A 19,813-nucleotide genomic window follows, 5' to 3' on the forward strand; every position below is an offset into this window, starting at 1 on the left:
AAACTCTCCAAAACAAGAAGAGTCAAAGACTCAAAACCAGGTTCGATGCAAAGCACCACGGCCCCGGTCAAACCGTTCAATTCCATGAGTAAAACGGAATCAACAAGACCACGCAAACTGGATTATCAAGGTACTCGCGCCGCTTGGCGCGAATAAAGATTATGCCATCCCTGGATGGAGCCTGTCAACTTCCAGCTGACGTTCCCGTCGCCTGTGGACTCGGGCGCTCCTCCGCCCCGACCGTAAGGGGGCGGCCGAGCCGGCCGGGTTAGGCTAGCTGCCATGAAGCGCGACGCACTAGTCGGCTGGTTGGACGAATACCTTGCTGTCTCCGCCTACACCGACCCATCTCTCAACGGACTCCAGGTGGAGGGGGCCGACGAGGTACGCAAGGTAGCGGTAGCGGTCGATGCCAGCCTCGAGACCTTCGAGAAGGCCGCCGACACGGGAGCCGACATCCTCATCGTGCACCACGGGCTCTTCTGGGGTTCGCCGATAGCGATCACCGGCATGCACAAGAAGCGGGTGGCCTTCCTGCTCGACCAGGAGATAAGCCTCTACGCAGCCCACATACCGCTCGACGCCCACCGGGAGGTGGGGAACAACTGGGGGCTCGCGACGATCCTGGGGATGGAGGACCTGGAGGACTTCGGTTACTTCAAGGGGAAGCCGATCGGCGTCAAGGGTCGCTTCGCCGAACCGCGACCACGACGGCTCCTGGCCAACCTCCTGGAGGAGAAGCTGGGGGAGCCGGTGATGGTGCTGGAGGGCGGACCCGAGAACGTCTCCAGTTTCGGCATCGTGAGCGGAGGGGCCGCGTGGGACGTGGTTACCGCCGCCAACGAGGGGCTGGACGCCTTCCTCACCGGCGAACCGCGTCACGAGGTCTTCCACGAGGCGTTCGAGCGTGGCGTCAATGCCATGTTCGGCGGTCACTACATGACCGAGACGGTGGGGGTGAACCTCCTAGCCGGCAAGATCCGCGACCTGTACGACCTGCCTGTCGAGTTCATCTATCTGCCCACGGGCCTCTGAATGAGAGGGGTATTCATCGCCTTCGAAGGGCCCGAGGGCGGCGGCAAATCGACGCAGATCGCGCGCCTGGGCGAACGCCTGCGGTCTCACGGGGTCGAACCGGTGCTCACTCGGGAGCCAGGGGGAACACCGACCGGTGACGCCATCCGAAAGGTCGTACTCGACCCCGCACTGGAGGTCTCGCCCCTCACCGAATTCCTGCTCTATAGCGCTAGCCGGGCCCAACATGTGGTTCAGGTTCTGCTTCCGGCCCTCGAGGCGGGACGAGTGGTGGTGAGCGACCGATTCACGTCCGCGAGCGTTGCCTATCAGGGAAGTGGCCGTGGTCTGGACCTGGATTTCATAAGAGAGCTTAGCGACCGGGTAACCGGCGGCCTCAGACCCCACCTCACGGTGCTGCTCGACCTCGACCCGGCCCATGGGTTGGAGCGGATCGTCTCCCGGGGTGACTCGGACCGCCTCGAGTTGGCCGACCTGGAGTTCCACCAACGCGTACGACAGGGCTTCCTCGAACAGGCCCATCGGGCAGCCGACTGGCTCGTTCTCGACGCGACCCGCCCCGAGGCGGACCTGGCCGACACGATCTGGAACCAGGTGAGTGGGATGTTGCCGCAGCAGAGAGGAGTGTCGTGATCACCAGGGTCGCTCCGCTGGTGCTGTTGCTCGCCTGGCTGCTCGTCGCGTGCGCGTCGGCGCCCGCCGAACTCGACGCCCTGGTGCTCGAGCGCCTGCCGCACGACAGCGGTGCGTTCACTCAGGGCCTGCTGCTGCACGATGGGCTGCTCTACGAGAGCACCGGGCTCTACGGGCGCTCTTCCCTCCGGGAAGTGGACCCGCAAAGCGGGGAAGTCCTGCGCATCCGCGCCCTCGACCCGGCGCTCTTCGGCGAGGGCCTGGCACTCGTCGAGGACCGACTCATCCAGTTGACGTGGCGATCGGGAACGGCGCTGATCTACGATCTGGAGACCTTCGAGCCCGACGGCACTTTCGAGTACGAGGGCGAAGGCTGGGGCCTCTGTTTCGATGGCGAGTCGCTCTGGATGTCCGATGGTTCGGCGACTCTCTTCGAGCGTGACCCTCGAAGCTTCGAAGTGGTGGACCGGGTCGAGGTCACGCTGGAGGGAGAGCCGGTAACAAGGCTCAACGAGCTCGAGTGCGTGGGCGAACACGTGTACGCGAACGTTTGGCAGACGAACGAGATAGTTCGGGTAGTCAAGGAGAGCGGGAGAGTAGACGCCGTGGTCGACGCCTCCGGGCTGCTTTCGCCGCAGATGCGCGCGGTGCTCTCCCCCGACGCCGTTCTCAACGGGATCGCCTACGACCCGCAGCGCGGGAGATTCCTCCTGACCGGCAAGTTGTGGCCGGCGATGTTCGTAGTCGAACTCGAGTAGCCGACGGAACTCCTCTCGCCGCGACGAAGGTTGCAACCCGTATGCAACCTTCCTACCCTTATCCTCGCACCACGGCCATCGGGAGGAGATGCCGAAGTTGTGCCCGCACCCCGCCCCCCGCGGTGCGGGCCGACGTTTCGAGGGCCGAACCGGCGTGGGTTCGGCCTGTTCTCTTCTACCTATTGAGGCCGCTCAGTCGCTGCTCTTAACGACCGTCGAAGCGCTGTCACTGGCCGTCTTGCTGCCCTCCGAAGCAGACTTCGATTCGACCTTGCTTTCGCCCTGCGAGGTCGAGTCGCTCTTGGTGCTGCTCCCGCTGGAGCCGCTCCGCGAGTCGGTCACATAGAATCCGCTTCCCTTGAAGGCTATCCCGACCGGCTGGATGAGCCGTTTGATCGGATCGCCCGATTCCGGATGCTCGGTCAGAGCTGGCTCCGTGATCCTCTGTTCAACCTCGAACTTCTCACCCGTCCTGAGGTTCTTGTAGACATAAACCGGCATGGCATCCTCCACAGCAACGGCGTCCTGGTGGTAGAAAACGCCAGACCCGATTTTACCACCCCTGTTAAGCTGCCGCCATGTCGCGCGCGTTATCAGTCGGCCAACTGGCAGTCGTGGGAAGCGGCGCCTGGGGCACCGTCATCGCCATCCTCCTCGCGCGTAACGGTCACTCGGTAGCGCTCTGGTCGCGCCGTGAGGAGCAGGCCAGAGAGATCGAGCGACGTCGTGAGAACGTGCAACGCTTGCCGGGCGTGACCTTGCCGGGACGGGTGCGGGTCACGTCAGACCTCGCCGAATGCTGCGAGGGAGCCGCCGCCGCTTTCGTGGCGGTGCCGAGTTCGGGCCTGCAGGAGGTCGTAGAGCGCCTGCCCGAGTTGCCGGCCCTCGTTTCCTGCAGCAAGGGCTTCGCCGGACAGGACATCACCCGGCTGAGCCAACTGCTGGAGCGGGCCCAACCCCATGCGCATGTAGCCGTGCTGACGGGGCCCAACCTTGCCCCGGAGATCGCCGCCGGTCTCCCTGCCGCTGCGGTCGCAGCTTCAACCTCGGCATCCCTGGGCCAGATGGTCCAGGCTTGGCTCCAGTCACCTTCCTTCCGCATCTACACCAGTCCTGATCCGATCGGGGCCGAGGTAGGCGGCGCCCTCAAGAACGTCATCGCGCTGGCGGCCGGCATGTCGGATGGGCTGCGGCTGGGAGACAACGCCAAGGCTTCGATCGTAACGAGAGGCCTCGCCGAGATCGTCCGGCTGGGCAATGAACTGGGGGCCAGGAGGGAGACCCTGTACGGGCTCGCCGGCTTGGGCGACATGATCGCCACCTGCTCCAGTCGCGGCTCCCGGAATCACCGAGTTGGCGAGATGATCGCCCGCGGAGCCGACGTCGAAGAGTTACGCTCGAGTGGCCTGACGGCCGAAGGCATCCCGACAGTACGCGCAGTCCACGCCTACGCGGTCGAGCGGGGGGTGTCGCTGCCGATCGCTTCGGAGGTATACCGAGTGGCCTTCGAGGGGAAGGACCCGAGTCGTGCGATCAGCGACCTGATGACCAGGGCGAGCGGGTCCGAATGGTAAGAGGAGGACGATGAGCACAGCTATCTCGGCATCCGACCTCAGCAAGCGCTACGGGCGCACGGCGGCCGTCGACAACGTAAGCTTCGAAATCGCCAGAGGGGAGATCGTCGGCTTCCTGGGGCCGAACGGTGCAGGCAAGACGACGACGATGAGGATGCTCGCCGGCCTCATACGCCCCAGCGCGGGCAGCTGCTCGATCCTCGGCCGTCCCGTCCCCGGTCCAACACTTAGCGAAGTCGGAACGATGATCGAGGAGCCCTCCTTCTACCCCTACCTGAGCGGGCGGGCCAACCTCAGGCACGCCGCCCTCCTCCACGGCGGCGTCGACGAACGCCGTATCGACGAGGTGCTGGAGTTCGTGGGGATGGACCGCGCCGCCGTCAAACGCGTGGGGGCCTACTCGCAGGGGATGCGCCAGCGTCTTGGCCTGGCGCGCGCTCTGTTGTGGCGACCCGAAGTGCTGATCCTCGACGAACCGACGAACGGTCTCGACCCGGTGGGCATCGCCGAGGTGAGGGAGATGCTCGACACGGTGGCCCGGCAGGGAACAACGGTGCTCATCTCCTCCCACATCCTCGCCGAGATCGAGAAGGTGGTGGAGAGGGTACTGGTGATCGAACGAGGACGGCTCCTCTATGGAGGTTCGCTGAGCGGCCTGCTGCGCCGGATCGAAGAACAGCGCGTGGCCTACCTACTCGAGGCCAGCGACCCGGACCGGCTTGCACGAGCAGTGACCGAACTGGGACTCGAGCACGAGTGGCAGGGCGAGGAGCGACTCCGTGTCTTCGTCCCCGCAGCCGAGGGCCCGACGCTCATCTCCAGACTGAGCGCCCAAGGAGTGGAACTCCTCGAAGCTCATCGCGAGAGCGACAATCTCGAAGGCGCCTACCTGAAGCTACTGAGGGAAGATGGGAGGCCGGCGTGAACGCATTCGCCCAAGTGATGCGGGCAGAGCTCTTCAAGGCGAAGCGCAAGCGCCGCACCTACGTCGTGAGCGGGCTCCTCTGGCTCCTGCTGCCGGCGATCATGCTGCTCATCGGGCAGGTCCTGGAGGCGAACCTCAGCGGCTCGTTCATCGACGAGGCCGACGTGGTGAAAACCCTGGTGAGCGAACTCGCTTCGCCGTTCGGCATCGCCCGGGCCGGCCTGGTGGGCCCCGCTCTCCTGAGCCCTACCTACTACATCATCGCCATCGCCCTCTTCGCCGGCTTCCTGGTAGGCGAGGAGAAGTCGCACAACATGTGGAAGACCGTGCTCACGGCTCAGCCGAACCGCTGGGCGGTGCTGGTGGGCAAACTGTTCGTCGCGATGCTGCTCTTGGGCATCCTCCTGGCCGGCGCGCTCATCTCGGGCGTCGTCCTGGGCAGTGTGGGCACCCTCTTCCTCGAAACCGACTTCAGCGGCGAGTGGGCTGGACTCGTCCGCCTCTACATCCTCCAGTGGGTCTACTCGGGAGCCGCGGTGATCTTCGCCTTCCTGATGATCTTCCTGGTTCGCAACGTCTCGCTGGGAATGGTGCTGGTCTTCTTCGTGCCGGCACTGCTCGAGGGTATCTACTCGATCTACCGGGCGACGATAGGCATCCGCCCGCTCGACCGCTTCAACGCCGTGTTCCAGGCGCTCCAACTTCAGACCGTGCTCGACAACCTGCCCCGCTACTTCTTCACGTCGAACCTCTACGCCCCGGCCAGGCGGCCTCTGCTCGAGCTCCTGCCGGTACTGATCGACGAGCCGATGCCGCAGGCGCCTCCCGACCTGGGACCGTTCGCCACCCTCCTTCGCTCCGACCTGACCCTCGCCCACTCGGGCCTCGTAATGCTCGGCTACGCAGCGGTCTTCTTCGTCGTGCTCGCCTGGCTCTTCACGCGTCGCGACGTCGGATGATCTGCCGCCGCTTCACGCTCGTTGGTCCGAGTCGCTCAGGACCGGGGCGGCCGGGCGTATGTTGAGCCCCTCGGGGGCCGGAGGGAGAATGTTTCGCGGATGAACGAGCTCAGCCTGGAAAGCTTGCTGGCGCAGAGGATCCTCGTCCTCGACGGTGCGATGGGAACTATGATCCAGCGCGAGCGGCTCGACGAAGGGGCGTTCCGGGGCGAGCGTTTCCGGGATCACCCCAAGCCGCTGGCTGGCGCTAACGATGTCCTTTGCCTCACCCGTCCCCGCCTGATCATGGGCATCCACGAGGCCTACTTCGCGGCAGGCGCCGACATCATCGAGACCAACACCTTCAACGCCACCAGGATCGGGCTATTCGAGTACGCGCTCGACGAGGTCATCTACGAGCTCAACGTCGCCGCCGCCCGCCTGGCTCGAGAAGCGGCAGACCGTTTCTCGACTCCCGAGCGGCCGCGTTTCGTTGCGGGCTCCATCGGACCGACCAACCGGACCGCCAGCATGTCTCCCGATGTCGAGAACCCCGGACTCAGGACCGTCGACTTCGATGCGCTGGCCGTCGCCTACCGGGAGCAGATCAAGGGGCTGCTCGACGGGGGCGCCGATCTCCTGCTGATCGAAACCGTCTTCGACACACTCAACTGCAAGGCCGCGATCTTCGCGGCCCAGGAGGAGTTCGCCGCCCGGGGACGCCGATGGCCGTTGATAGTCTCGGGAACCATCACCGACGCCAGCGGTCGAACGCTTTCCGGGCAGACCCTCGAGGCGTTCCTGATCTCGATCTCGCACGCCCCGCTGACGGCCGTCGGACTCAACTGCGCCCTGGGCCCCAGCGAACTGCGGCCCCATGTCGAAGAGCTCGCGCGGCTCACCGATCTGCCGACCGTCTGCTACCCGAACGCCGGCCTGCCCAACGCCTTCGGTGGTTACGACGAGACTCCGGAGCGCATGGGGCGAACGCTGCAGGAGTTCGTGCGCGAAGGCTGGGTGAACATCATCGGGGGGTGCTGCGGCACGACACCGGAGCACATCAGCGCTTTCGCGGAACTCGCGGAGCAGCACCCGCCTAGACGCCCTCCGCGGCTCGAGCCGTTGCCCAGCTTCAGCGGGTTGGAGCCTCTGGTGCTGCGTCCCGATAGCAACTTCCTCAACGTCGGCGAACGCACCAATGTCACCGGCTCGAAACGGTTCGCCCGCCTCATCCGTAGCGGCGACTTCGAGAGCGCCCTGGAGGTAGCCCGCGACCAGGTCGAGGGCGGCGCTCAGATGATCGACGTGAACATGGATGAAGGCATGCTCGACGGCCCCGTCGTCATGGCCCGCTTCCTCGATCTGCTGGCGGCCGAACCCGACATCGCGAAGCTGCCGGTCATGGTCGACTCCTCCCGCTGGGAGGTCATCGAAACCGGACTGAAGCGTCTGCAGGGTAAGGGAGTGGTCAACTCCATCTCGCTGAAGGAGGGCGAAGCGGAGTTCCTCCGCCAGGCCCGTATCGCCCGCCGGCTCGGCGCCGCGGTCGTCGTCATGGCGTTCGACGAGCAGGGCCAGGCCGACGACCTCGGGCGGCGCATCGAGATCTGCAGGCGTGCCTATCGGCTGCTGGTGGACGAGGTAGGGATGCCTACCAGCGATATCATCTTCGACCCAAACATCCTCACCGTCGGCACCGGCATGACGGAACACGCCCGTTACGCCGTCGATTACCTCGCTGCCACCAGCTGGATCAAGGAGAATCTGCCTGGCGCCCTCGTGTCCGGCGGCGTTTCCAATGTGTCGTTCGCTTTCCGAGGCAATCCCAGGGTTCGGGAGGCCATGAACGCCGCTTTCCTCTACCATGCGGTAGCCGCCGGCATGGACATGGGCATCGTCAACCCCAGCATGCTGGAGGTATACGAGGAGATCCCTGCCGACTTGCTCGAACTCGTCGAGGACGTTCTACTCGACCGTCGTCCCGACGCTACCGAGCGCCTCATCTCGTTCGCCGAGAGCAACGAGTCGGACCCGCGCAAACGCGAGAGGGACGATGCCTGGCGCCAGGGCACCACGGCCGAACGGCTGCGCCATGCCCTGGTCCGAGGCGTAGCCGATTTCGTAGAGCAGGACGCCGAGGAGGCGCGAGTAGAGCTGGGCTCCCCCCTCGCTGTCATCGAAGGGCCGTTGATGGACGGCATGAACGTCGTGGGGGACCTCTTCGCATCGGGGAAGATGTTCCTGCCGCAGGTAGTCAAGAGCGCGAGGGTCATGAAGCGGGCGGTGGCACACCTGACACCCTATCTGGAGGCCGAGAAGCAGGCCGGCTCGAAGGCGGGTAAGGTCCTGCTGGCCACGGTTCGCGGCGACGTCCACGACATCGGCAAGAACATCGTGGGTGTGGTGCTGAGCTGCAACGGCTACGAGGTGATCGACCTCGGGGTCATGGTGCCTTCCGAGCGGATACTGGAGGTTGCGGAGACCGAGCAGGTGGACGTCGTCGGCCTCTCTGGCCTCATAACTCCGTCGCTCGAGGAGATGGTCCACGTGGCGGGTGAGATGGACCGGCGCGGCATGAGCCTGCCACTGCTCATCGGCGGGGCTACCACCTCGCGGATCCATACCGCGGTGAAGATCGCCCCGGCTTACAGCGGTCCCACCATCCACGTCGTCGATGCGTCGCGGAGCGTAGGCGTCGCGAGCCGGGTGATCGGTGCCGATCGTGACGCCTACGCCAGCGAGGTGGCGACTCTCTACGGCGAACTGCGGGAGAAGCACGCGCAGCGGGGGGCAAGGGTCTCCCTGCTTCCCCTCGAGGCCGCGCGCGACAACAGGTTCCGGTTCGACCCCGAATCGGCTCGGATCGTCCGCCCGGCAACCCTGGGAGTCCAGGTGTTCGAGGAGTACCCGCTCGATGAACTCGAGCAGTACATCGACTGGGGGCCCTTCTTCCACGCCTGGCAGATGCCCGGCCGCTATCCGCAGATCCTCGACCACGAGGAGATGGGGGACGCCGCCCGGAAGCTCTTCGCCGACGGCAGGGCAATGCTGCGGCGGATCGTCGACGAGAAGCTGCTGAAGGCCCAGGCCGTCTTCGGTGTCTTCCCAGCCAATTCGGTAGGCGACGACATCGAGGTCTACGAGGGCGAGGAACGGCACGCCCGTCTCGCTACCTTCTACACACTGCGCCAGCAGATCGAGAAGCGGGAGGGGCCGAACCTCGCTCTCGCCGACTACGTCGCACCGAAGGAGTCCGGCGTGGCCGACTACATAGGCGGCTTCGCGGTAACAGCCGGCGTAGGGGCAGACGAACTGGCGCGGAACTTCGCCGAGGAACTCGACGACTTCAGCAGCATCCTCGTCAAGTCGCTGGCGGACCGACTGGCTGAAGCGCTCGCCGAACGGATCCACGCTAGGGTGAGACGGGAGTTCTGGGGTTACGCGGCCGACGAGAAGCTCTCGGCGGACGACCTGATACGGGAGCGTTACCGGGGGATCCGCCCTGCCGCCGGGTACCCCGCCTCCCCTGACCATACTGAGAAGCGGCAACTCTTCGAACTGCTGAGGGCAGAGGAGCGCACCTCGATAAGGCTCACCGAGAGCTTCGCGATGCATCCCGGCGCCTCCGTGAGCGGGCTCTACTTCGCGCATCCCGACTCGCGCTACTTCGCGGTCGGCAAGATCCTGCCCGACCAGGTGGCGGACTATGCGGTGCGCAAGGGGATGAGCGAAGCCGAGGTACAGCGCTGGCTGGCGCCCAATCTGGCGGAACCGAGGGCTCCGGCAGCGAGCGCAGGCTAAGACGGCGCCGCGCCCGGTTAACGGCTGGTGGGACGTCGGAAGGACGCGCAGTAGGAGGACCACCATGTGAACACCTCCCCGCGAACGCCGGCTGCTTTGACGTGGCAGATCCTCCGTCCACCGGTCAACCAGCATTAAGAACGCCCCTGCCTCCTAAGATCAGCCAGGCGGTGACTACAAGCCAGTGGAGGGTCACCGGCGGCCAGATCGAGCCGCTTCTGAGGTAGAGGAGCAGACAGGCTGCGCCCAGCAGGGTGGTGAGGAGCAGGAAAGCGGGATCGAAGAAGGGGACCGGTGCCCGCAGGAGCAGGCCGGCGAGAGGGTGCACGAGGACGTAGACGAGCAGGGACGAAGCGCCCCGGCCGAGGACGGCATTTCGAGCGGGTTCCTCGGCAGGGTGGGGATTGAGGAGTACCCGGAAGAACGCTTCCTCGACCAGGGACGGGAGCAGGAAGACCCGCAGCGCCAGGGCCAGCAGCGAGACTGGCGAGCCCAGTGCGGTATGGGGATCGACCAGTCCGGCGCCGAGCGCCAGGGGCCAGGCCACGAGCAGGTAGAAGACCCCCACCGACAGAGTGAACAACCAGTCGCCGGGTCGGGGCCCGCGGAAGGCCGCCCTCAGCCTCCAGGCCGCCAGTCCGACGATTCTCCTAACCAGCTACGATCCCCCCTCGCCATCACGATCCTGCCCCGAAGGCAGGTCTCGGTCACTCTCTCTCGATTCACGCCTGGAGGTACTCGCTGACCTCCGGCTTCGGGTATAACCGGGGCATGGAGTGGATCTCGTCACCCGAAGCCTGGATCGCCCTGCTCACTCTTACTGTCCTCGAGATAGTACTGGGCATCGACAACATCATCTTCATCTCGATCCTCTCCGGCAAGCTCCCCAAGGAGCAACAGTCCCGCGCCCGGACGCTGGGTCTGGCCGCGGCGATGATCATGCGCATCCTGCTGCTCCTCTCGATCGCCTGGATCATCGGTCTGACGCGTCCGCTCTTCGAGATCTTCAGCTTCGAGGTCTCAGGTCGCGATCTGATCCTCCTTGGTGGCGGCCTCTTCCTGCTGGGGAAGGCTACCCACGAGATCCACGACAAACTCGAGGGGGAGAGCAGTTCCGAGGTCGCCCGCGTCGTCCCATCGTTCGTGGGCGTGATAGTTCAGATAATGCTGCTAGATATCGTCTTCTCGCTCGACTCGGTGATCACCGCCGTGGGCATGGCCGAGGACCTCATGGTCATGATCATCGCGGTCGTGATCGCCGTGGGCATCATGCTGGTGGCAGCTGGTCCGATCTCGGAGTTCGTGGAGCAGCACCCGACGGTCAAGATGCTGGCACTCAGCTTCCTGCTGCTCATCGGCATGTCGCTGATAGCCGAGGCGTTCGGACAGCACATACCCAAGGGCTACATCTACTTCGCGATGGGTTTCAGTGTCTTCGTCGAACTGCTGAACCTGCGAGTGAGGAGCAAGGAGGCGCCGGTCAAGCTGCGGGGGCCGTACGGGGAGTCCGCGGCACCCGAGAGCGGTCAGGACTGAGGCCCTTCACTGGGGGCGGTGCCTTCGAGCCCTGAGTCCGGTCTGGCCGACCTGCAGAGACGACAAGAACCGTCAACCGAGGCTAGAGGATACCGTGGAGGTACTCACCGATGCCGGCTCGTATGGGCATGAAGTAGATGTTGCCGCCGTGGGTCTCCACGAAGGTGAGCGCATCCTTCGCCAGTCGCCGGTTCCATTCGAGGGTCGGTTGGAAGCCGGCCGGGAAGACGGCCCGGTTGCGCGTCTGCCAGTAGCGCCGGGAGCGCATGCTAAGCACGCTCGTCACGCCCCAGAAGACTTCGATACCAGCCAGTTGTTCGGCGTATACCTCCATCAGCCGCACGTCGAAGAACGGTTGGGTGAATAGCCCGATGGCGCCGGCTTCCAGCTTCTGGTCGGCGTAGGTGCGCTCGGCCAGCATGCCTTGCCGGTACGGGTCGAAGGCGGCGTAGAGCGCGAGCGATGGATGCTCGCGCCGGAGCTTGCGGATCAGATCCAAGGTGCTCGTCGCGTAGACCCGTCGCGACATGTCCGCAGGCACGTCGCCGGCCACCACCAGCGCCTCCTCAACCCCGCCGCACTCCAGCTCCCTGGCAGCGGCCACCGGCCGCTCGAGGTCGACGTCGATCGCCCGCAGGTGGGGGATCACCCGGTCGACGCTCTCCCTGGCGGCACCGCAACTCTGCCAGCTCCTCAGCTCGAAACGGCTGATGTCGGGGATGTTGACGGTGTCGACGCGGGGCAAACTTTCCACCTCGGCGAGCTGAGCCCGCAGGTCGGTTTCGTTCCGTGGCACAAGCTCTATCGAGATCCGCACGGAGCAATCGTACCTGCGGCGGCGGCCGGTGAGTCGCGAGTTGTGTCGCGGGCGTCAGGCGGAACCGCCGGCGGTGAGGGCGGGCTGCGGCTGAGTCAAAGGTAACGGAACGCTTGGCGGCCGAAGACCCTGCTTCAGACGACCGACCCCAGCTCGTCGTACTTCCTTTCGAGGTAGCGGATGTAAGGCGCTGTCGTCAGGCCGCTTCCGCAGGAGCTCTCGACCAGTTCATCGGGAGTGTACTTGCGACCGTGACGCCAGATGTTGCGCCGTGACCAGTCGTGGAGAGTGTCGAAGCGCCCCTGGGCGATCTCGTCTGGGATCTCGGGATGCGCCTCTCGAGCGGCGGCGAAGAGCTGAGCGCTCAAGATGTTCCCCAGGGTGTAGCCCTGGAAGGCGCCTCCGACCAGTCCTGAGTACCAGTGCATGTCCTGCAGCACCCCGTCGCCGTCCCCCTCGCTCTCGACTCCCAGGTCGCTCAGGTACCTCGCGCGCCAGGCTTCGGCCAGGTCGCGCACGGGGAGCGAGCCCTCGAGCAGCTCGCACTCCAGGTCGAAACGGATCATCACGTGCAGGTTGTAGGTGAGTTCGTCGGCGTCGGTGCGGATGAGGCTGGGTTGAACGCGGTTGACGGCCCGGTAGAAAGCTCCCAGTCCTATCCTCATCAGTTGATCGGGGAAGCGCTCCTGCAAGCGGGGATAGTAGTGCCCCCAGAACTCCAGCGAGCGACCGACCAGATTCTCCCAGAGCCGCGACTGGCTCTCGTGCACCCCGCTCGAAACGCCGCCAGATAGGGGCGTGCCGTCGAGGAAGTCGTCCATCCCCTGCTCGTACATTGCGTGCCCGGCCTCGTGCAAGGTGCTGAACAGGGCCTCGCTCAGGTCGTGCTCCTTGACCCTGGTGGTGATCCGGACGTCGCCGGAACCGAACGAGATGGCGAACGGGTGGTGGGAGAGGTCCTGTCGACCACGCAGGAAGTCGAAGCCGAAGTCGCGGATGACCTCTTCTCCGAACGCGATCTGCGCTTCGCGAGGGAAGCAACCGTGCAAGAGGGAACTGGCTGCGTCGTCTTGGGCGTGCCGCTGCCGTTCGAGGAGCGGCAGCAGTTCACTGCGCAGCTCGCCGAAGAGTGGACGCAACCGCGCCACGGTCATTCCGCGGTCGCTCTCGTCTATGAGTGCGTCCGCGACGTGCTCGTAGCCGCCGAAGAAGGAGGCGTAGAGCCTGCTGAGCTCGACCGTTCGCTCCAGGTGCTCCCGCACCAACCCGAAGTCGTTGGCCGGCCGGGCCCGGGCCCACAATTGGTAGCCGCGGGAGGCGTGCCGCTCGAGCTGTGCCAGGAATTCGGCAGGAACGCGGGTAGCCCGTTCGAAGTCGAACCTGGTGACGGTGATGAGGCGGGCTTCGAACGAATGAGGGTCGAGGTCGTTCAGATGCCTCTCGAGGCGATCGAGCAGCGACCCGACCGCCGGGTCGACGAACTTCTCGTGAGCGAGCCTGGTGATCAGCGCGAGTTGGCGTCCCCGCGTCTCCGCCCCGCCCGTGGGCATGTAGGTCGCCTGATCCCAGTTGAGGAGCGCCGCCGTCCCCTGAAGCTGGGCCACCTCGTCGAGCCGTTCGAGCAGCTCATCGATCTCCTGTCTCATGGGTCATTGTAAGCGGAGGGGGCTTGCGGCCGGTTCCTCAGCTAGGCAAAAGTCCCGACGGGGCATCGCTCAGGCGCCGGTAACGGGCGCAGCCTGGCGCGCGGACCGCACCGTAGCTTCGAAGAGGCCCAGCAGCAGGAGGACGAAGACCACGACCGCGGCACCTACGAACTCCAGGCCCAGTGAGTCTGCCAGCACGCCAACCAACGAGGTGAGCAGCGCCCCGCCAAGGCCGGCGGAGGCGACCTGGAAACCGATGGCGCTGTCGGCGTGTTCGGCGCCCACCCTTCCTGGAGTCAGGCTCACGAGCGAGGCGAATACGGGAGCGATGAAGAAGCCGGTGATCATCAGCCCGAGCAGCGCGATCGAACTGACGGGCGCGAGCCAGAGCAGCAACGCGCCGCAGAGGACGGCCAACACGCAGATGCGAAGAGTTCTGATGAGCGGTACCCGGTCGGCGATGAACCCGAAGAGGACCCTTCCCGCCATGAGGCTGCCCCAGTAGAGACTCACGAAGATCCCGGCGGTACCTTCGGGCACCCCTCGACCGATGGTCAGCAGCGTATAGCTCCACACCCCAACGACGAGCTCCACGCCGGTATAGATGAAGAAGAGGAGCATCCCCAGCCAGACCCTGGGCCGGCGGAGCGTGTCGCGGGTTCGGGCGGCAGTAACCCGCCCGGAATCCGAACCCAGTCCATCCAGGCGTTGCCAGCGACCGCGGCTGAGGAAGAAGATGGCGGCCAGGAGCACCTGCGCGGCGCCGACCGCGAGGTAGCTCCAGCGCCAGGTCAGGCCCGCCTCGAGTACGGCCGTCACAATCAACGGGCCGATCGTAGTGCCCAACCCGAAGAACGCATGGAGCCAGTTGAGCGTCCGTGGGGAGAAGTTGGTGGCGCCGTAGGCGTTCAGACCGGCATCAACCGCGCCGCCTCCCAGGCCGGCTAGGAAGCCCAGTCCCACCAACAGCGGCCAGAAGGGTGTCGCGGAGAAACCGAGCAGGGCCGTCGCGGCAGCCATTGTCGAAAGGGCCAGGACCGTACCGATCGGCAGCGCACGCAGGATCCGCCCGCTCAGGAAGCTCGAGGTGAGGTAGCCGGCGGTCGTGAAGGTGAGGAGCAGGCCGAGGGCGTCGAGCGGGACGCCGAACTCACGCCGGATCGAGGGCCAGGCTACCCCCAGCAGTCCATCCGGCAGACCGAGGCTGATGAAAGCAAGGAACGCCAGGAGGGCCAGAGATGTGCGGTTGGACATCGCCGCACCCTACTACGTGAGCAGGTTCAGCGCCCCTCCCGGAACGGCTTGAGGGCTGCGTACACGACTTCGTTCGCTGGGGTGGGCACCCCCAGCCGCCGGCCCAGCCTGACGGCGTGACCGTTGAGGGCGTCCAGTTCGAGGGGCTTGCCCCGCTCCAGGTCGCCGAGAAGCGAGGAGCGCATCTGCGGGTGGAGTTTCTCCCGGCTGAACCGGAGCCTCTCTTCGACCGCGTCGCCGTCGAGGGCGACGCCGCTGGCCCGGGCCAGGTCGACCATCTCCTCGAGCAGGCGGCGGTAGACGCGAGCGAGATCCTCGTCGGCCAGAATCGGCCCGATAGGCCTACGGCAGAGAGTCGTCATGCCGCTGAAAGCACAGATGAAAATCCACTTGTTCCACAGGTCTACGATTATCTCTTCGGAGAGGGAGGCGTCGATGCCAGCTTCCTCGCAAGCGCGCAGGAACCTCAGCGCCCTGCTGCTGCGACTGCCATCGAGCTCCCCGAAGGTGAGCTTGGCGAACTGACTCCTGTGCTCGATCACCCCCGGTTCCGCTATCACCGCCTCGATCTGAGCGACCCCGCCCATCACCCGTTCCGCACCGAGCGCCTCGCTCAGCTCAGCCTCGGCTACGATGCCGTTCTGCAGCGGGATCACCGCGGTGTGGTCGTCGATGAGCAGCTGGGTCGTCTCGGCCGCGGCCGCGAGGTCGCGAGCCTTGACGGTGACGAGCACAACGTCCACCGGGCCGATCCCGTGCGGGTCGTCCGTTGCCGGCACGTTCAGGCCGTGGAGGTCGCCCAGCGGGCTCCGGAGCCTGAGACCGCGCTCCGCGAGCGCTCTCAGGTGCTCGCCGCGGGCGAGCAGGTGCACCTGATGCCCCGCGGCGGCCAACCGTCCGCCGAAGTAGCCTCCCACCGCTCCAGCACCCACTACTGCTATGCGCATCGTCCGAGTCTACCAACGACCCCCCGCATCGTTGCCGGCGCCCCAGCCTCGACCGGCACCATCACGGTTACTTGCCTGCGAGGCCCCGGACTTCCTTCTTGTTCTCGTACATCTGCCGGTCGGCCGCCCGCAGCAGGTCCCGGAAGACGACTCCGTCCTCCGGATAAACGGCTATTCCCAGGGCCGCTCTCACCTGCACGGTTGCGTCGGCCAGGGTGATCGGTCTGACGATCTCCTGCCTCAGTCGCTCGGCGACCGCTTCGACGACCACCCGGTCGCCGCTGTCGAGGAGCACTGCGAACTCGTCACCACCCAGCCGGGCCACGAGTTCGTTCGGCCGGATGTTCTTCTCGATTCGCTGCGCCACCACACGAAGGACCTCGTCGCCGGTCTCGTGACCGCAACGGTCGTTTATCTCCTTGAACCCGTTGAGATCGAAGTAGAGCATGCTCACCAGTACGTCCTGGCGCCGCTTCATCCAGAAGTGGTTCTTGAGCAGCCGGCGATTGCCTACGCCGGTCAGTTCGTCATGGCTCATCATCTTGACGGCCTCGAACAGCACGGCCTTCCGCCTGGTGATCGAGCTGAGCGTGATTATCAGCCGCTCACCGGCTGGGATGACGGTTATCGAGTACCAGGTGGGGGCGTCGCGGCTGCCGGGTGCGCCTGGAACAGAATGTTCCAGCTCGACCCCTTCACCGCTCTCTAGAGCACGCGCGAGCCGGGAGAAGAGTCCGACCCTCAGCAGGTCGGGCTCGACCTCGCGCAGCCGGCAGCCGAGGAGTTCGACCTCGGCCCGCCCGAGGATCAGGAGCGCCTTCTCGTTCACGCCGAGCACCTCGAAGTCGACGATCTGATCGTCGTCGTCGCGTACCGCAGCGAGAACGGCAACGCCGTATGGAACCTTGTGGAAGAAGGCTTCCCAGAGGTCGGAGTAGCGAAGGATCCGGCTGCTCATGATCGTCTCATCGCCATCTTAAGATATGTGAACCGCAGCTGAATACAGGAAATGTGACTTCCGGTTCCAGGAGGCTTCGGTCGAGGCTTAAGGGGTCGTCGAGGACACGAGCAGGCGCGACCCGTCGAGGCGAGGACGGGGAGCAACTGGTGGCGAAGCCGTCGGCTCCTGCCTCACCACCGGATCCGGAGTAGTTCCGCGGTCGTTACTCAGGCCGGCAGGACGTAGCCCAGCATGAGCAGGTAGTGGCACAGCGCCCCGGCCAGCACGAACAGATGCCAGATCTCGTGGTACCCGAACCTCCCGGGGAATGGATCGGGCTGCTTGAGCCCGTAGATGACCGCTCCGACCGAGTAGAAGGCGCCGCCCAGCGCGAGCCAGAGCAGGCCACCGGGCGGCAGCGCACGTATCAGCGGGACGATGCCGACGACCGCCAGCCAGCCCATCAGCAGGTAGAGGCCGGTGGACAGAAGCCGCGGCGCGCCTAACCAGAAGAGCTTGAACACCACGCCTAGCAGCGCGAACCCCCAGGCCACCCCGAACAGTGACCAGCCCCAGCCAGGGTAGACGTCGCGCAGCGTGATCAGCGTCAGAGGAGTGTAGGAGCCGGCGATGAGCAGGAAGATCGCCGCATGATCGAATATTCGGAGCCGCCTCTGAACCCTCTCCCCCACCGACAGGGCGTGGAGCAGGGTACTGGCGGTGAAGAGCAGCACCAGCGACACGGAGTAGACCGAGAAGGAGATCAGCTTCCACGGTTCGCCAGCCGAGAGCACCACCAGGACGACGCCCCCGACCAGCGCCAGCAGGGCGCCGACGAGGTGGGTGAGGCTGTTCACCGGCTCCCGCACGGTTACGATTCAGAGCCGGTCGCAACCGGCGCATCGTCGAAGGAGCACCAGTCGCTCCAGGAGCCGTGGTAGAGCTTCGCCCCCTCGAGACCGGCCTCCTCCATCGCCAGCAGGTCGTGAGCCGCACTGACGCCGGAACCGCAATAGACGACCACCTCGTCGGCGTCCGCGAGCGTCTCGTAGCGACGTCGCAACTGAGAGGAGCTCCTGAACCTGCCCCCTTCGAGGTTCCCCTCGAACGGGATGTTGATGGCAGAGGGGATGTGGCCGGCGATCGGGTCCAGAGGTTCGACCTCGCCGCGGTAGCGCTGCGGCGCCCGCGCATCGACGAGGACTTTGCCGGCGACTCCCAGGTTCCGCAACACGTAGTCGCGGTCGACCGCCATCTCGCTCCGCACCCGGGGCTCGAACCGGGCGCCCGATGGTTCGGTCACCTCGCGCGTTACCGGATGACCCGCGTCGGTCCAGGCAGCGAAACCGCCGTCGAGCACCTTCACCCGATCGGAACCGAGGTAGCGAAGCAGCCACCAGAGCCGGCTGGCCACCATGCCGTTGCCGGCGTCGTAGGCGACCACGAGGTCGTCATTGCCGATCCCCAGCTCGCCCAGGCGCCCAGCCAGCCGCTCGGGATCGGGCAGCGGGTGCCGCCCTCCATGCCGCCCCAGTGGTGCCGAGAGATCTCGGTCCAGATGGGCGTAGACGGCCCCGGGCAGGTGTCCCTTGCGGTACTCCCGCTCACCGGCTTCGGTGTCGTTCAGGTCGAAGCGAACGTCTACGATGCGCAGCCCGGGTTCGCCCAGGCGCCGCGCCAGCTCGTCCACCTGCATGAGGTTGCTCATGCCCGATTCTACGTCCGGCTCGCCCGCCACCCGGCCACGGCAACCGTTCTCCACTATCATGGAAGGCCGTGTCGCGCAGAAGGATCGACAGCCCCAAGAATGCCAACGTCAAGGAGTTGCTGCGCCTTCGCGAGCGTCGCGCCCGCGACCGGAGCGAGCGCTTCCTGATCGAGGGCGCACGTGAGGTCGAGCGGGCCCTGACCGCCGGAGTGCCACTCCTCGAGGTGCTCGTCGCCCCGGAGGTTGCGCGGCCAGAGACGCTTGCCCTCGCTTCATCGGCCGAGGCCTCGGGGATCCCGGTAACCGAGCTCTCCGCCCTGGCCTTCGAGCGGTTGAGCGCACGAGAGCACCCAGACGGGGTGATGGCGCTCGCACCCACGTGGCGGACCGAACCGGCCGATCTCCGGCTACCGGCCAAGCCGCTCCTGCTCGTCCTCGATGGCCTCGAGAAGCCAGGTAACCTGGGCGCCCTGCTGCGAACTGCCGACGCGGTGGACGCGGATGCGGTGTGCGTCACCGGGCCGGGAACCGACCCGTTCAATCCGAACGTGATACGAGCGAGCATGGGAAGCCTTTTCAGCCGACCGCTGGTGACCGCCTCGACCGAGGGGTTGCGGTCGTTCCTGGCTTCGAAGTCGGTTCGTATAGTCGCTACCTCGCCGGCGGCAGAGAAGCCGTACTGGGATGCGGACCTGACGGGAGGGGTCGCGATCGTGCTGGGGAGCGAGCATGAGGGGCTGGGGTCCGAGTGGCTGCAGGGATCCGATGAAAGGGTGCGCATCCCTATGGCCGGTATGGCCGACAGCCTCAACGTAGCGACCGCCGGGGCGCTGCTGCTCTACGAGGCGCTCCGGCAGCGGCGGGCCGGCTGACGCGATCAGCTAGTACCATTGCCGCATGGTCGATGGATCCGACTACGATGCCTTCATCCCCTTCTATCCTGTGCACGACCTGGCGGCGACCCGTGACTTCTACGTTCGTGAGCTGGGCCTCGTGCTGGAACGCGAGGAGGCAGGCTGCCTCATCGTGAGGGCCGCTGGTGGACATCTTGGCTTCTGCCTTTTCGAGGGGCCGCTTCCGGAACACGACGGTCTCACCCTCGCGCTCGTCGCCAGCGACGTCGATGGGGTGTACAGACGCCTCCGGCGTCTGGGGGCAGAAACCGAGCTTCCCCCACGACGCGACGAGCAGCACCGGGTTCAACGCTTCTATGCCCGTGACCCCGACGGCTACCGGGTCGAGATCCGCAGGTTCCTGGCGCCGCTCGACAGCCGACCGACCTGACTACGAGAGGAGGAGAG

19 protein-coding genes are annotated in these 19,813 nt (G+C 65.8%); 10 read left to right on the plus strand and 9 right to left on the minus strand.

Annotation, left to right across the window (positions count from 1 at the left end):
* Positions 1–282: 282 nt before the first annotated feature.
* The 3 genes from VF168_00120 to VF168_00130 are packed head-to-tail and all read left to right on the plus strand — an operon-like array spanning position 283 to position 2,426.
* The gene (locus tag VF168_00120; GenBank protein HEX7002579.1) at positions 283–1,035 is read left to right on the plus strand and encodes a Nif3-like dinuclear metal center hexameric protein; all 753 of its coding nucleotides are present in this window, start codon (positions 283–285) and stop codon (positions 1,033–1,035) included.
* Positions 1,036–1,668 (plus strand): dTMP kinase, encoded by a 633-nt coding sequence (gene tmk / locus VF168_00125; protein ID HEX7002580.1) that lies wholly within the window; start codon positions 1,036–1,038, stop codon positions 1,666–1,668.
* Positions 1,665–2,426: a glutaminyl-peptide cyclotransferase gene (locus VF168_00130; GenBank protein HEX7002581.1), complete on the plus strand. Its 762-nt coding sequence runs from the start codon at positions 1,665–1,667 to the stop codon at positions 2,424–2,426. The genes tmk and VF168_00130 overlap by 4 nt, the downstream gene beginning before the upstream one ends.
* A 192-nt stretch (positions 2,427–2,618) precedes the next feature.
* On the opposite strand, the gene VF168_00135 is transcribed toward VF168_00130, so the two are convergent.
* Positions 2,619–2,927: an FmdB family transcriptional regulator gene (locus VF168_00135; GenBank protein HEX7002582.1), complete on the minus strand. Its 309-nt coding sequence runs from the start codon at positions 2,925–2,927 to the stop codon at positions 2,619–2,621.
* A 77-nt stretch (positions 2,928–3,004) separates the two neighbouring features.
* Between VF168_00135 and VF168_00140 the strand changes: the two genes are divergently transcribed.
* The 4 genes from VF168_00140 to metH all read left to right on the plus strand — a co-directional run bounded on the left by VF168_00140 (position 3,005) and on the right by metH (position 9,664).
* The gene (locus tag VF168_00140; GenBank protein HEX7002583.1) at positions 3,005–4,000 is read left to right on the plus strand and encodes an NAD(P)H-dependent glycerol-3-phosphate dehydrogenase; all 996 of its coding nucleotides are present in this window, start codon (positions 3,005–3,007) and stop codon (positions 3,998–4,000) included.
* A gap of 10 nt (positions 4,001–4,010) precedes the next feature.
* Positions 4,011–4,925 carry an ATP-binding cassette domain-containing protein gene (locus VF168_00145; GenBank protein ID HEX7002584.1) on the plus strand — a complete coding sequence of 305 codons (915 nt, stop codon included), beginning with the start codon at positions 4,011–4,013 and terminating at the stop codon, positions 4,923–4,925.
* Positions 4,922–5,884, plus strand: coding sequence for a hypothetical protein (locus VF168_00150; GenBank protein ID HEX7002585.1), 963 nt, complete (start codon positions 4,922–4,924; stop codon positions 5,882–5,884). The genes VF168_00145 and VF168_00150 overlap by 4 nt, the downstream gene beginning before the upstream one ends.
* 99 nt (positions 5,885–5,983) lie before the next feature.
* Entirely contained in the window at positions 5,984–9,664 is a 3,681-nt protein-coding gene (gene metH, locus VF168_00155; GenBank protein HEX7002586.1) for a methionine synthase, read from the plus strand.
* Between the two features lie 124 nt (positions 9,665–9,788).
* Here metH and VF168_00160 read toward each other — a convergent pair whose 3' ends face one another.
* Positions 9,789–10,232 carry a CPBP family glutamic-type intramembrane protease gene (locus VF168_00160; protein ID HEX7002587.1) on the minus strand — a complete coding sequence of 148 codons (444 nt, stop codon included), beginning with the start codon at positions 10,230–10,232 and terminating at the stop codon, positions 9,789–9,791.
* 203 nt (positions 10,233–10,435) lie between these two features.
* On the opposite strand from VF168_00160, the gene VF168_00165 reads away from it, so the two are divergent.
* Positions 10,436–11,200, plus strand: coding sequence for a TerC family protein (locus tag VF168_00165; GenBank protein ID HEX7002588.1), 765 nt, complete (start codon positions 10,436–10,438; stop codon positions 11,198–11,200).
* An 82-nt stretch (positions 11,201–11,282) separates the two neighbouring features.
* Here VF168_00165 and VF168_00170 read toward each other — a convergent pair whose 3' ends face one another.
* The 7 genes from VF168_00170 to VF168_00200 form a co-directional block, all read right to left on the minus strand.
* Positions 11,283–12,017, minus strand: coding sequence for a methylenetetrahydrofolate reductase (locus tag VF168_00170; protein ID HEX7002589.1), 735 nt, complete (start codon positions 12,015–12,017; stop codon positions 11,283–11,285).
* Positions 12,018–12,151: 134 nt separating this feature from the next.
* Entirely contained in the window at positions 12,152–13,663 is a 1,512-nt protein-coding gene (locus tag VF168_00175; GenBank protein ID HEX7002590.1) for a carboxypeptidase M32, read from the minus strand.
* 69 nt (positions 13,664–13,732) lie between these two features.
* Complete coding sequence (locus VF168_00180; protein ID HEX7002591.1) at positions 13,733–14,917, minus strand: MFS transporter; 1,185 nt, start codon at positions 14,915–14,917, stop codon at positions 13,733–13,735.
* A gap of 26 nt (positions 14,918–14,943) precedes the next feature.
* Positions 14,944–15,864, minus strand: coding sequence for a 2-dehydropantoate 2-reductase (locus tag VF168_00185; GenBank protein ID HEX7002592.1), 921 nt, complete (start codon positions 15,862–15,864; stop codon positions 14,944–14,946).
* Between the two features lie 67 nt (positions 15,865–15,931).
* Positions 15,932–16,822 carry a diguanylate cyclase gene (locus tag VF168_00190; GenBank protein ID HEX7002593.1) on the minus strand — a complete coding sequence of 297 codons (891 nt, stop codon included), beginning with the start codon at positions 16,820–16,822 and terminating at the stop codon, positions 15,932–15,934.
* A 209-nt stretch (positions 16,823–17,031) separates the two neighbouring features.
* Complete coding sequence (locus VF168_00195; GenBank protein ID HEX7002594.1) at positions 17,032–17,661, minus strand: hemolysin III family protein; 630 nt, start codon at positions 17,659–17,661, stop codon at positions 17,032–17,034.
* Between the two features lie 14 nt (positions 17,662–17,675).
* A complete protein-coding gene (locus tag VF168_00200) occupies positions 17,676–18,512 on the minus strand; it encodes a sulfurtransferase (protein ID HEX7002595.1) in 837 nt (278 codons plus the stop codon).
* A 68-nt stretch (positions 18,513–18,580) separates the two neighbouring features.
* On the opposite strand from VF168_00200, the gene VF168_00205 reads away from it, so the two are divergent.
* Positions 18,581–19,384 carry an RNA methyltransferase gene (locus VF168_00205; protein HEX7002596.1) on the plus strand — a complete coding sequence of 268 codons (804 nt, stop codon included), beginning with the start codon at positions 18,581–18,583 and terminating at the stop codon, positions 19,382–19,384.
* Between the two features lie 25 nt (positions 19,385–19,409).
* Positions 19,410–19,796, plus strand: coding sequence for a VOC family protein (locus VF168_00210; GenBank protein HEX7002597.1), 387 nt, complete (start codon positions 19,410–19,412; stop codon positions 19,794–19,796).
* Positions 19,797–19,813: the final 17 nt, after the last annotated feature.

This window comes from Trueperaceae bacterium (assembly GCA_036381595.1).
GTDB lineage: Bacteria > Deinococcota > Deinococci > Deinococcales > Trueperaceae > DASVCN01.